The following is a 13,039-nucleotide window of genomic DNA, read 5'->3' on the forward strand; positions in this document are numbered from 1 at the left end:
GTGGATAGGGAGATAAGCGATGAGTTTGTTGGATGCGCATATTCCGCAGTTGGTGGCGTCGGAGTCGGCGTTTGGTGCCAAGGCGGCGTTGATGCGGTCGACGATGGCGCAGGCGGAGCAGGCGGCGATGTCGGCGCAGGCGTTTCATGTGGGTGAGGCGGCCGCGGCGTTTCAGGGGTCCCACGCCCGGTTTGTGGCGTTGGCGGCGCGCGTGAACGCGTTGCTCGACACGGCGCAAGTCAATTTGGCGGATGCGGGCAGTACCTACGTGGCTGCCGACGCAGCCGCGGCGAGCACCTACACCGGATTCTGACGAGAAGGGACTGTGTGATGTCACAGATTCTGTACAACTACCCGGCGATGCTGGCGCATGCCGCGGAGATGAACGGGCATGCAGCGACATTGCAGGCTGTGGGTGCTGATATTGCCAGTGAGCAGGCGGCGTTGTCGGCGGCGTGGCAGGGCGATACGGGGATGACGTATCAGGCGTGGCAGGCGCAGTGGAATCAGGCGATGGAGGAGTTGGTGCGGGCCTATCACGCGATGGCCACCACCCATGAGACCAACACGTTGGGGATGCTCGCCCGCGACACCGCCGAGGCCGCCCGCTGGGGGTGACCCCTTCTATCTGACCGAAAAGAACTCTGCCAAAACAAATTCGGCAGGCCAGCGCGCGGATTCCACGTCAGCGCGCCGGCTCCAACCTCTCGAGAACCAGCTAGACCGACAAAGGAGAAGTCTCATGTCCAGCCAATCGCTTTCCACCCGCTCCGACTTGGACGTGGTGAAACTCGGCGAATACATCGGCGCCAGGATCGACGGAGTCCAGTTGGGCGGTGACTTGGACGACGACACCGTCACCGCGATCAACGACGCGTTGGTGACTCACAAGGTCATCTTCTTCCGTGGGCAGCACCATTTGGATGACGTCAGCCAGTTCGAGTTCGCCCGGCTGCTGGGTACCACGACGGCCCCCCACCCGCTGTTGCAGGGCGAGGGTGCCATTCTTCCCATCGACTCGTTCGGCGGCACCAGCGCGAACAGCTGGCACACCGACGTCACGTTCGTGGACCGGGTGCCCAAGGCGTCGCTGTTGCGGGCCGTGGAGCTGCCGTCCTACGGCGGAACCACCCTCTGGGCCAACACTGTCACCGCCTACGAGCAGCTGCCGGATCCGCTGGCCCGCCTGGCGGAAGAGCTTTGGGCGGTGCACAGCAATGCTTTCGACTACACGCAGCTCGACTTGACGGACTCCAAGCAGCTCGAGAAGTACGCCGATCTGCTGCAGTCGGAGGAGTTCCAGGCATACGTGCAGACGTTCAACTCCACCACGTACGAGACGCAGCACCCCGTGGTGCGGGTGCACCCCGAGAGCGGGGAACGCTCCTTGCTGCTCGGCAATTTCGTGCAACGAATCGCGGATGTCAAGAGCTCCGAGTCGCGTCTGCTGTTCCAGCTCTTCCAGGAGCGGATCACTCGACCGGAGAACACCATCCGGTGGAACTGGCAGCTGGGCGACCTGGCGATCTGGGACAACCGGGCCACCCAGCACTACGGAGTCGCCGACTTCGGGCAGGAGCACCGGCGGTTGCACCGCATCACTCTTGCCGGCGACATTCCGGTCAGCGTCAACGGCGAGCGCAGCCGCGTGATCCAGGGCGACGCTTCGGCGTACTCCGTCATTGGAGAGCCGCGAGCGGTGGCGTAGGCCACCAATCGTTTCGGGCCGTACAGCATTGAGTGGGAAGTGATTCGAGGATGAATAACCGTGACGTGGGCGTGCTGGAGGCACGTACTCGCACAACCAGGGTGGACGCCGACATCGTCAGCCGGTTCGCCACCTGCAGTCGGGCGCTGGGTATCGCGGTCCACGGTCGGAAACGGCCCGCCGACCTGGCCGCGGCCCGCACCGGCTTCGCCGCGCTGACTCGTGTCGCCCACGATCAATGCGATGCATGGGTGGGTCTGGCCGCTGCCGGCGACACGTCGGCACGCGTTTTGGAGGCGGTCTGGCGCACCGAGCCGTCGGTGGGTGCTCTGCAACGGCAACTCGACCTGCAGCACGGGGCGCTGGGCTTCCACTATGACTCCGGTCTGTATCTGCAGTTCCGTGCCACCGATCCCGACGATTTCCGGCTGGCCTACGCCAGCGCGCTGACCGCGGCCGGCGGGTACGGCGAGGCATACCGGCTCGTCGCCGAGATCGCCGAGCGCCGAGCGGGCTTCCGCGATGCCCGCTGGCTCGCCACTGTGATCCACTATCGCGCCGAGCGGTGGTCGGATGTCGTGAAGCTGTTGACTCCGATCGTCAACGACCCGGAACTCGACGAGTTGTTCGCCCACGCCGCAAAAGTCGCCCTGGGAACTGCACTGGCTCGGCTGGGTATGTATGCCCCGGCGTTGTCCTACCTGGAGGAGCCGGAAGGGCCGATCGCCGCCGCGGTCACCGACGGGGCCTTGGTCAAGGGGCTGATCCTGCGGGCCCAAGACGATGAGGAATCCGCGGCCGAGGTCTTGCAGGACCTGTATGCCGCCAACCCGGAGAACGAGCAGGTTCAACATGCCTTGCTGGACCACAGCTTCGGGATTGTGACGACCACCGCGGATCGGATCGCGGCGCGCACCGACCCGTGGGACCGCGGCACCGAGCCGAACGAATCCGACTTCATCGATCCTGGCGCGCATGAACGCAAGGCGGAGTTGCTGGCCGAAGCGGAGCGTGAACTCGGCGAGTTCATCGGCCTCGACGAGGTCAAGGATCAGGTACAGCGGCTGAAAAGTTCGGTAGCGATGGCTATCCGGCGTGAGCAGCACGGCCTGGCCGTGGCCCAGCGTGCCCATCACCTGGTCTTCGCCGGACCGCCGGGGACGGGCAAGACCACCATCGCCCGTGTGGTGGCGAAGATCTACTGCGGCCTGGGTCTGTTGAAGAAGGAGAATGTGCGCGAGGTGCACCGTGCTGACCTGATCGGTCAGCACATCGGTGAGACCGAGGCCAAGACCAATGCGGTCATCGACAGTGCACTTGATGGTGTGCTGTTCCTCGATGAGGCGTACGCGTTGGTGGCCACCGGCGCCAAGAACGACTTCGGGCTGATCGCCATCGACACGCTACTGGCGCGGATGGAGAACGACCGTGACCGATTGGTGGTGATCATCGCGGGTTACCGGGCTGACCTGGACCGGTTCCTGGACACCAACGAAGGTCTGCGGTCACGTTTTTCTCGCAGCATCGACTTCCCGTCCTACTCGGCGGGCGAGTTGGTCGAGATCGCAACAGTGATGGCCGAGCACCGCGACAGTGTCTTCGAACCGAGTGCGCAAGAAGACCTACAGGCACTGTTCGGTCAGCTGGCCGCGGCGTCGCACCCCGACGCCAACGGTGTCGAGCGGCGCAGCCTAGACATTGCCGGTAACGGCCGGTTCGTGCGAAACCTCGTCGAGCGCTCCGAGGAGGAGCGCGAATTCCGGCTCGACCATTCCGAACAAGCCGGCACCGAGGCGTTCACCGATGAGGAGCTCATGACCATTACGGCCGAAGACGTTCGTAACTCGGTGGCGCCGTTGCTGCGTGGCCTGGGTCTGGAGGCCAAGGTATGAGCGCACATTCGGACCGGTCCGATCTGACCGATGATGGGCGGCGCTCGTTCGCCTCGCGTACCCCGGTCAACGAGAATCCCGACCGGGTCGAATACCGGCGCGGCTTTGTAACCAAGCACCAGGTCAGCGGTTGGCGTTTCCTCGTGCGGCGGATTGCCTCGGGTCTTGCCCTGCATGACACCCGGATGCTGGTGGAGCCGCTACGCACCCAGTCCCGTTCGGTGTTGATGGGGGTGGTCCTGCTGGCCACCGGAGTGGCTGGCAGCTTTGTCTTGTCGTTGATCCGACCGGGTGGATCAGCCGGCAACGATCCCGTGTTGGCTGACCGCTCCACCTCGGCGCTGTATGTGCGGGTGGGAGATGAGCTGCACCCGGTGCTGAACCTGACCTCCGCGCGGCTGATCGCCGGTCGTCCGGTCAACCCCACCGCAGTGAAAGCTGCGGTGTTGGACAACTTCCCGCGTGGCAACCTGCTGGGCATTCCCGGTGCACCGGAACGGTTGGTGCAAAACGCCGACGCCGATGCGAACTGGACGGTGTGCGACGCGGCGTCCGGCAGCGCCACGGGCGTGACGTTGATCGCGGGGCGGTTGGACACCGACGGGAGCCGCGCTGACGCATTGGATGCGCAGCATGCGGTGCTGGCCGACAACGGTGCCGGCGCCTGGCTGCTGTGGAATGGCAAGCGCAGTCGAATCGACCTCGGCGACCGGGCTGTCACGGCCGCGCTGGGCTTGGACGCGGGCGCATCGAAGCCGCGCCCGATCGCTCCGGGATTGTTCAACGCGATTCCGGAGGCGCCCGCGCTGGTGGCGCCGGTGATCCCCGATGCGGGGAACCCGCTGCCCTTCGCCTTGCCGGTGCCGGTAGCCATTGGCTCGGTGGTCGTCGCCCATGAGATCGACGACAGCTCCGACACCGCCCGGCAGTACTACGCCGTGTTATCCGATGGGTTGCAGCCGATTTCTGGTGTGGTGGCGGCGGTGTTGCGTAACACTGATTCGCAGGGTTTGGATCGGCCGCCGGTGTTGGGTGCTGATGATGTTGCGCGGTTGCCGGTTTCGCGGCTGTTGGATGTGTCGCGTTTTCCGGAGCAGCCGGTGAGGGTGGTTGATGCGGTGTCGGCTCCGGTGACGTGTGCGCATTGGAGTAGGCCTTTTGGGGCGAGTACGAGTTCGTTGTCGTTGTTGTCGGGTTCGACGTTGCCGTTGCGTGAGGGTGTGCGGACTCTGGATTTGGTGGGTGCTGGGGTGGGTGGCACTGCTGCGCGTGTTGCGCTGGTCCCGGGGTCGGGCTATTTCGCCCAGAGTGTTAACAGTGATCCGGCGGCTAACGCCAATGCGGGCCCGTTGTTTTGGATTTCGGACACTGGTGTGCGCTATGGCATTAACACCGAGGCCGGCAGCAATGGTGGCGAGGGGGACACGGTTTCGGCTCTTGGTTTGAGTGAGCCGGCGTTGCCGATTCCGTGGTCGGTGTTGTCGCAGTTTGCTGTTGGTCCGACGTTGTCGCGTGGTGATGCGTTGTTGGCGCATGACGGGTTGGCGCCTGATGGGCGTCCGGGTCGTCGGGTGGCGTCGGAGTTGGGTGGCGTTTCTAGTGTTGGGGAGTCCCGATGAGTCGTTTGATTTTTGAGGCCCGTCGTCGGCTTCCGGTTCCGCCTACTGATAGGGGCACGATCACCGTTGAGCCGCCGCCGGAGTTGCCGCGGTTGGTTCCGGCGTCGTTTTTGCAGCGGGCGTTGCCGGTGGTGATTGTGGTGTTGATTGTGGGCATGGTGATTGCCATGGTCGCTACGGGGATGCGGTTGGTGTCTCCGGTGATGTTGTTCTTCCCGTTTGCGTTGTTGGTGGCGGCGGCGGGGATTTATCGGGGTGGGGATAAGAAGGCCCGCACTGTTGAGGTGGATGCTGAGCGGGCGGATTATCTGCGGTATTTGTCGGTGGTTCGGGACAATATTCGGGGGTCGGCGGCTAAGCAGCGGGCGGCAGCGGAGTGGTCGCATCCCGATCCGGAGGATTTGGCGGCGGTGCCGGGTTCGCGTCGGCAGTGGGAACGCGATCCTCATGATGAGGATTTCTTGGTGGTGCGCACGGGCCGGCATGCGGTGGCGTTGGCCAGTGCGGTGCGGGTGAGTGACACTGCTGATGAGATTGATTTGGAGCCGGTGTCGCATAGTGCGTTGCGGGGCTTGCTGGATACCCAGCGCACGGTGCGTGATGTGCCCGTCGGTGTGGATGTGACGAAACTGTCGCGGGTCACGGTCCTGGGTGAGGGTGATGATGCGGCCGCCGAGGTGCGGGGTGCGTTGCGGGCGTGGGTGGCTCAGGCCGTGACGTGGCATGACCCGACCATGTTGGGGGTGGCGTTGGCGTCGCCGGAGTTGGAGAGCCCAGACTGGTCGTGGTTGAAGTGGTTGCCGCACACTGATATCGCCGGCCAGGCTGATGGGGTGGGCCCGGCCCGCTATTTGGCGGGCAGTGGTGAGGAACTGGCTGCGTTGTTGGGCCCGGTGTTGGCGACCCGGCCGGCGTTTACCGGTGAGGCGGGTGAGTCGGGTCGGCATTTGTTGGTGATCATCGATGATCCTGATTTTGATGTGGCGGCTTCGGTGTTGGGTGCAGCGCGGGCCGGGGTGACGCTCATTGTCCGTGGTGCGCTGGCCCCGAATCGGGAGCAGTACTCGGACCCCGAACGTCCGATTCTGCGGATCACTGCTGGTGGGGTGGCGATTGATCGGTGGCAGTCGGGGGGCTGGCAGCGTTATGTCGATGCCGCCGACCACCTGGGTGCGGCGGAGGCGGCGCATCTGGCGCGGCGGTTGTCGCGGTGGGATTCGAACCCGACGCATGCCGGGTTGCGTTCGGCGGGCACTCGGGGGGCGACGTTCACCACGTTGTTGGGGATCAGTGATGCCTCTCGGTTGGATGTGCCGGCGTTGTGGTCCCCGCGTAGCCGTGAGCAGGAGTTGCGGGTCCCGATCGGGGTGACCGCGACCGGGGAACCACTGTTCTTTGATCTCAAGGATGAGGCCGAGGGCGGGATGGGTCCGCACGGGTTGATGATCGGCATGACCGGTTCGGGTAAGTCGCAGACGTTGATGGCGATCTTGTTGTCGTTGTTGACGACGCATTCGGCGGATCGGTTGATCGTGATCTACGCGGACTTCAAGGGGGAGGCCGGCGCGGATATCTTCCGGCATTTCCCGCAGGTCGTCGCGGTGATCTCGAACATGGCCGAGAAGCGGTCGTTGGCGGATCGGTTCGCGGACACGTTGCGTGGTGAGGTGGCGCGGCGGGAGTTGTTGCTGCGTGAGGCGGGCCGGGCGGTGCAGGGCAGTGCGTTTAATTCGGTGACCGAGTATGAGGCGGCGATCGCTGCCGGTCATGATTTGGCGCCGATCCCGACACTGTTCATTGTGGCCGATGAGTTCACGTTGATGTTGGCTGATCATCCCGAGTACGCCGAGTTGTTCGACTATGTGGCCCGTAAGGGTCGTTCGTTCCGGATCCATATTCTGTTTGCGTCGCAGACGTTGGATGTCGGCAAGATCAAGGACATCGACAAGAACACCTCGTACCGGATCGGTTTGAAAGTCGCGAGCCCGAGTGTGTCGCGGCAGATCATTGGGGTCGAGGACGCCTATCACATCGAATCGGGCAAAGAACACAAGGGCGAAGGCTTTTTGGTGCCGGCCCCGGGGGCGGCACCGATCAAGTTCCGCTCCACCTATGTCGATGGGATTTATGACCCGCCGCGCCAGTCGCGGGCGGTGGTGATGCACGCGCTGCCCGAACCGAAACTGTTCACCGCCGGTGTGGTCGATGCCGGTGAGCAGACCACGATTGTCGGTGAGGCCGAGCAGGAGGTGTTGGGTCCGCCGCGCAAGCTGATCGCCACCATTGGGGATCAGTTGGCCAACTACGGGCCCCAGGCCCCGGCGTTGTGGTTGCCGCCCCTGGATGAGCCGATCGCACTGGCCGCGACGTTGGCGGAGGCCGGAATCAGTGAACGCCAGTTGCGGTGGCCGTTGGGACAGATCGACAAGCCCTTTGAGATGCGCCGCGATCCGCTGGTCTTCGATGCGCGTTCGGCTAGTGGGAACCTGCTGATCCATGGTGGCCCCAAATCGGGTAAGACCACGGCGCTACAGACCTTCATTTTGTCGGCGGCGAGCCTGCATTCGCCGCGGGAGGTCAGTTTCTACTGCCTCGATTACGGTGGCGGGCAGTTGCGGGCGCTGGAGGGGTTGGCGCATGTGGGCAGTGTCGCCTCGGGGTTGGAGCCGGAGAAGATCCGCCGCACCTTCGGGGAACTCGAACAACTGTTGACCGCACGCCAGCAGCGTGAAGCGTTCCGTGATGGCAGCATCGGTTCGCTCAACGACGGCTACGGTGAAGTCTTTTTGGTCATCGACAACCTGTATGCGTTCAGCCGGGATAACACCGACCAATTCAACACGCGTAACCCGCTTTTGGCCAAGGTCACCGAACTGGTCAACGTGGGCCTGGCCTACGGCATCCATGTCGTGGTGACCACGCCGAGCTGGCTGGAAGTACCGTTGGCGATGCGCGACGGTCTGGGACTGCGCCTGGAACTCAAGCTCCACGATGCCCGCGACAGCAATGTGCGGGTGGCAGGGGCCCTGACGCGTCCGGCCGAAGCGGTGCCGGCCAACCAGCCGGGTCGTGGTCTGACGATGGCCGCCGAGCACTTCCTGATCGCGGCACCGGATCTGACCCAGATCGAGGCGATCAATGCCCGCCATCCGGGGTTGGCGGCGCCGCCGGTGCGGTTGTTGCCGACCAACCTGGCCCCCGAAGAAGTGGGTGTGGCCTATCCCGCCATCGATCATGTGGTGATCGGGGTGCGTGAAGAGGACCTGGCCCCGGTGCAGGTGGACTTCACCGCCAACCCGCTGCTGCTGGTGCTCGGGGACGCCAAATCCGGCAAGACCACCTTGCTGCGGCACATCATCCGCACCGTGCGGGATCACTCCACGGCCGATCAGGTGGCGTTCACCGTGCTCGACCGGCGCCTGCACCTCGTCGACGAACCCCTGTATCCGGACAATGAGTACACCGCGAATGTGGATCGGGTCATCCCGGCCATGCTCGGACTCTCAGCGTTGATCGGCTCACGCCGGCCCCCCGCAGGATTGTCGGCCGCTGATCTGGCCAGCTGGAGCTATGAAGGCCACACCCATTACCTGATCATCGACGATGTTGATGCCATCCCCGACACCCCGGCCCTGACCGGCCCCTATGCCGGGCAGCGGCCGTGGACCACCCTGATCGAACTGCTCTCCCAAGCAGGCGATCTCGGCTTGCGGGTCATCGTCACCGGACGGGCCACCGGCTCCGCACACGCCTTGATGACCAACCCACTACTGCGCCGGCTCAACGACCTACAAGCCACCACCCTGATGCTCTCAGGCAACCCCGCCGACAGCGGCAAAATCCGCGGCCAACGCTTCGGACGCCTCCCCGCAGGACGCGCAATCCTGCTAGCCGACAACGACGAACCCACCTACCTACAACTAGTCAACCCAACATTCAGCGAAACCTTGACGCGCTAGGAGAAGAACCCATGTCCCTTCTGAAGTTGAGGACCCCGTGATGGCCAACGCTGTGATACCGATCGTGCGGATTGCTGTGCTGGCCGAGAGCCGGCTGACGGAGATCGCTCTGCCCGCGGACCTACCGCTGCGCGAAATCCTGCCCACCGTGCAGCGTTTGGTTGTGCCAACCGCTGCCGACGAGGCTCAAGACAGTGCCGGTAGCACGGACCGACTCAGCCTTGCGCCGATCGGCGGCGCACCGTTCAGCCTGGATGCCAGCCTGGATACCGTCGGCGTGGTCGACGGGGACCTGCTGGCCCTGCAGCCGGTGCCTTCCGGGCCCTCGGCGCCCGGCATCGTCGAGGACGTCGCGGATGCCGCGGTGATCTTCTCGGCCTCCCGGCGCAAGCCTTGGGGGCCGCGGCACATCGGGACCGGGGCACTCGCGGCCGCCGCCGGATTGATCCTGGCGGCAACGGGTCTGGCCGTCACCTACCGGGTGGTCACCGGAGCGCCGGCAGGTCTGTTCGCGGCCGGCGCGATCGCCGTACTTGCCGTGCTCGCCGCGTTGGTCGCACGCCCACCGTATGACGGGGCGTTGTCCATCGCGGCGCTGGCGCCGATCGGCGCGGCACTGGCGTTGGTGGTGCCGGGGCAGTTCGGACCGGCGCAGGTCACGTTGGGCGCCGCCGGCATTGCTGCGTGGTCGTTGATTCGCGTCATCGGCTCGCGCCGCGACCTCGGATTCTTCACGGCGACAACCGCGTTCGGTAGCGGCGTTGCCCTGGCGGCTGCGGTCGAGGCGCTGTGGCCGCTGCCGCTGCGCAGCATCGGCGGTGGGCTGGTCGTGCTGGCCCTGTTGCTCACCGTCTCGGCTCCCCAACTGTCTGCGTTGTGGGCACGGTTGCCGTTACCGGTGATCCCCGCGCCCGGAGATCCGACCCCGGCCGCACCATCACTGCGGGTGTTGGAGGACCTGCCGCGTCGGGTACAGGCCGGCGAACAGTACCAAACCGGATTCGTCGCCGGTGGTGTGCTGCTCGGCGCCCTGGGTTCGTTTGCGATTGCCGCGCAGCCCGAATCGGTTCCGGCGTGGGGATGGTATGTGGTGGTGGCCAATGCGGTCGCGGCTGCGTTGCGTGCACGGGTGTGGGACTCGGCCGCCAGCAAATTCTGGCTGCTGGCCCAGCCTTACCTGGTGACGGTGGCGCTGCTGGTGTTCTACGGCGCGACGAACCGCTACCTTGCCGCGCTCCTCGCGGTAGCGGTGCTTGCCGTGCTGGTATCAGCATGGATGTTGGCCTCCGCGTTTCCGGCAGTCGCCGATCCGCACAGCTATTCGTTGCCGGTGCGCCGGCTGGTCGGTTTCCTTGCCTCGGGACTGGACGCATCGCTGATACCGGTAATCGCCTACCTGGTCGGCATTTTCGCCTGGGTCCTCGATCGATGAGCCGTTCTCGAATCGGCTCGGCACCGGAGTTCTCCAGGGCGATCCGGCTCGGCGCTGCGGCCGTGGTCCTGGCCGCGGCGCTGGGGACATCCCCGCCGGTCTTGGCGATCACCCCGCCGAGCGTTGAGCTGGGGGCCGTGCCGCCCAGCGGGACTCCGGGGCCGGTGCAAGCTACCCAGCAGAACGGCGAGTGCAGCATCACCGGGCTCATCGGCGGGGCGGATGTGTTGGCTCCCGCTCCCGGGCAGCGACAGCTTGATCTGCCCGCGGCGTGGCAGTTCTCCCGCGGCGACGGCCAAACGGTGGCCGTCATCGACACCGGGGTGCGGCCCGGCCCGCGCCTGCCTGCCGTCGAGCCCGCCGGCGATTACATCGGCACCACCGACGGCCTCACCGACTGCGACGGGCACGGAACGCTGATCGCCGGGCTCATCGCCGGTCAACCCGGCGAGGACGGATTCGCCGGCGTCGCACCGGCGGCACGGCTGCTGTCGCTGCGCGCCACGTCCGCCAAGATCACACCGGCAACCTCCAACCGTGATCCGGAGTTGGCGCAGGCGGCCTTCAACGTGACGGCCCTGAGCCGGGCGATCGTGCATGCCGCGGATCTCGGTGCGCGAGTGATCGCTGTCTCGGCAGTGCACTGCCTGCCCGCAGACCGCAACGTCGACCAGTCCGAACTCGGTGCGGCCATTCGCCATGCGGCGGTCGACAAGGACGCCGTTGTGATCGCCGCCGCCGGTGACAGCGGCGCCACCGGGCCGGCCGGCGGCGGAACCGGTTGCCAGTCCAACCCGCTGACCGATCTGAGCCGCCCCGACGACCCCCGCGGGTGGGGGACCGTTGCATCGGTGTCGATCCCGTCGTCCTGGCAGCCCTATGTGCTGTCCGTGGCATCGCTGGCGCCCAACGGTCAGCCGTCGAAATTCACGATGGCCGGGCCTTGGGTGGGGGTCGCCGCGCCGGGCGAGAACATCGTGTCGGTGAGTAACCGCGACGATGGTGGCCTCGCTAACGGGCTTCCGGGTGCTCGCCAACAGTTGGTGCCACTGGCCGGCACCGGCTACGCGTCCGGGTACGTGGCCGGTCTGGCAGCCTTGGTCCGGAGCCGATATCCGGAACTGAACGCGGCGCAGGTGATTCACCGGATCACTGCCACCGCGCACAACACGGCGCGGGCACCATCGAATATCTTGGGCGCCGGATCCGTTGACCTCGTCGCTGCCCTGACATGGCAGCTACCCACCGAATCTGTCCCGGGCTCGCAGCCGGCGAAGCGGGTAGCCCCGCCGCCGCAACCGGCACCGAAGGACTACACGCCGCAGCTCGTCGCATTGGGCGGCACCACGGCGCTGGCACTGGCCGTCGGGGGCGCCGCAATCGTGACGCGCCGTAGAAAGGAGAGCACCCTGTGAGTACCTACCGATCAGCATTGCCCGGTACGGGGCGAATCACCCTGGTGCTGTTGGCCGTTGTGGCAGCGGCCACGGCCTACCCCTGGCAGTCGGCGCGCGAGCGCTGGATGTTGGGCATTGGCGTCGTCATCGTGGTCGCTTTGTCGGCGCAGTGGCGTGGACTGCCCTTGACAACGATTCTGCGACGCCGGGCAACGATCAACAGCCCCAAACACGGCGAGCGCCGGACAGGCACCAGGCCCGTCGCCGACCCGCGGGTCACCGCGCTGCTGAGTGTCGCAGCGCCGCAGGAAGAACCCGACCTGCTTCCACTGCCGCTTATCGCCCGCTACCTGGACCGTTACGGACTGCAGGCCGACGCGGTCCGGGTCACCAGTCGAGACGTCGGTGATCATGCCGGTGCGCGTGAGCGCACAACGTGGATCGGCTTGACGTTCGCCGCTGTCGACAATCTCGCGGCGCTGCAGGCGCGTTCTCCAGAGCTTCCGCTGCACCAGACCGCCCTGGTCGTGGCACGCCGCCTTGCCGATCATCTCCGCGAATCCGGCTGGGTGGCCATCGCGGTCGAGCCCGACGACATCCCAAGGCTGGACGTTGGAGAGTCCCGCGAGACCTGGCACGGGTTGGCGCAGGAGGGCGGGGATTACCTTGCCGCATATCGGCTTGCACCCGGACACGACTTGCCGGACGTGCTCGCGAAGGTCTGGTCCTATCCGGCACCAGAAACCTGGACGGCCCTGGAGGTCGCCGGCTCCGGCGACCATCAGACGCTGGCGTTCGCGACCGCATTCCGCAGCGGCGCCCAGCCCGCGGGTGTCCCGGTAACCGGTCTGAGCCCGCAACCGGGGAATCAGCGGGTGTCGTTGGCGGTGCTGCACCCGTCGTCGGTACAGCGGCTCGACGGCCATGCCGTCGCACAACGCGACGTATTGACTCGGCTCCGGTGGCCGAGCAGCACCGGGCGTTCGCCGGCTGATGCCACCGTGGGCTGAACAGCAGCTGGTCTTGAGTGGG

9 protein-coding genes are annotated in these 13,039 nt (G+C 65.8%); all 9 read left to right on the forward strand.

What is annotated here, in order from left to right; all coding sequences use genetic code 11:
* Nucleotides 1–19 precede the first annotated feature (19 nt).
* Entirely contained in the window at nt 20–313 is a 294-nt protein-coding gene (locus ACJH5R_RS04800; RefSeq protein WP_406759037.1) for a type VII secretion protein EsxS, read from the forward strand.
* A gap of 17 nt (nt 314–330) precedes the next feature.
* On the forward strand, nt 331–618 hold the full coding sequence (locus ACJH5R_RS04805) for a WXG100 family type VII secretion target (RefSeq protein ID WP_406759036.1): 288 nt from the start codon (nt 331–333) through the stop codon (nt 616–618).
* Nucleotides 619–742: 124 nt separating this feature from the next.
* Nucleotides 743–1,708, forward strand: coding sequence for a TauD/TfdA dioxygenase family protein (locus ACJH5R_RS04810; RefSeq protein ID WP_406759035.1), 966 nt, complete (start codon nt 743–745; stop codon nt 1,706–1,708).
* 50 nt (nt 1,709–1,758) lie between these two features.
* The gene (gene eccA / locus ACJH5R_RS04815; protein WP_406759034.1) at nt 1,759–3,600 is read left to right on the forward strand and encodes a type VII secretion AAA-ATPase EccA; all 1,842 of its coding nucleotides are present in this window, start codon (nt 1,759–1,761) and stop codon (nt 3,598–3,600) included.
* Complete coding sequence (eccB, locus tag ACJH5R_RS04820; RefSeq protein ID WP_406781405.1) at nt 3,597–5,219, forward strand: type VII secretion protein EccB; 1,623 nt, start codon at nt 3,597–3,599, stop codon at nt 5,217–5,219. The genes eccA and eccB overlap by 4 nt, the downstream gene beginning before the upstream one ends.
* Nucleotides 5,216–9,178: a type VII secretion protein EccCa gene (gene eccCa / locus ACJH5R_RS04825; RefSeq protein WP_406781406.1), complete on the forward strand. Its 3,963-nt coding sequence runs from the start codon at nt 5,216–5,218 to the stop codon at nt 9,176–9,178. Before eccB ends, eccCa begins: the two co-directional genes overlap by 4 nt.
* A gap of 40 nt (nt 9,179–9,218) precedes the next feature.
* The gene (gene eccD, locus ACJH5R_RS04830; RefSeq protein ID WP_406759233.1) at nt 9,219–10,610 is read left to right on the forward strand and encodes a type VII secretion integral membrane protein EccD; all 1,392 of its coding nucleotides are present in this window, start codon (nt 9,219–9,221) and stop codon (nt 10,608–10,610) included.
* Nucleotides 10,607–12,025, forward strand: a complete 1,419-nt coding sequence (mycP, locus tag ACJH5R_RS04835) for a type VII secretion-associated serine protease mycosin (protein WP_406759234.1) — start codon at nt 10,607–10,609, stop codon at nt 12,023–12,025. The genes eccD and mycP overlap by 4 nt, the downstream gene beginning before the upstream one ends.
* Complete coding sequence (eccE, locus tag ACJH5R_RS04840; protein ID WP_406759235.1) at nt 12,022–13,017, forward strand: type VII secretion protein EccE; 996 nt, start codon at nt 12,022–12,024, stop codon at nt 13,015–13,017. Before mycP ends, eccE begins: the two co-directional genes overlap by 4 nt.
* Nucleotides 13,018–13,039: the final 22 nt, after the last annotated feature.

Source organism: Mycobacterium sp. SMC-19 (genome assembly GCF_045310815.1).
In the GTDB taxonomy this organism is placed as follows: domain Bacteria; phylum Actinomycetota; class Actinomycetes; order Mycobacteriales; family Mycobacteriaceae; genus Mycobacterium.

Excerpts from the sequence above, each read along its gene's own strand:
- ACJH5R_RS04800 (WP_406759037.1), top strand. The coding sequence starts at position 20 with ATGAGTTTGTTGGATGCGCATATTCCGCAGTTGGTGGCGTCGGAGTCG.
- ACJH5R_RS04805 (WP_406759036.1), top strand. The coding sequence starts at position 331 with ATGTCACAGATTCTGTACAACTACCCGGCGATGCTGGCGCATGCCGCG.
- ACJH5R_RS04810 (WP_406759035.1), top strand. The coding sequence starts at position 743 with ATGTCCAGCCAATCGCTTTCCACCCGCTCCGACTTGGACGTGGTGAAA.
- eccA (WP_406759034.1), top strand. The coding sequence starts at position 1,759 with ATGAATAACCGTGACGTGGGCGTGCTGGAGGCACGTACTCGCACAACC.
- eccB (WP_406781405.1), top strand. The coding sequence starts at position 3,597 with ATGAGCGCACATTCGGACCGGTCCGATCTGACCGATGATGGGCGGCGC.
- eccCa (WP_406781406.1), top strand. The coding sequence starts at position 5,216 with ATGAGTCGTTTGATTTTTGAGGCCCGTCGTCGGCTTCCGGTTCCGCCT.
- eccD (WP_406759233.1), top strand. The coding sequence starts at position 9,219 with ATGGCCAACGCTGTGATACCGATCGTGCGGATTGCTGTGCTGGCCGAG.
- mycP (WP_406759234.1), top strand. The coding sequence starts at position 10,607 with ATGAGCCGTTCTCGAATCGGCTCGGCACCGGAGTTCTCCAGGGCGATC.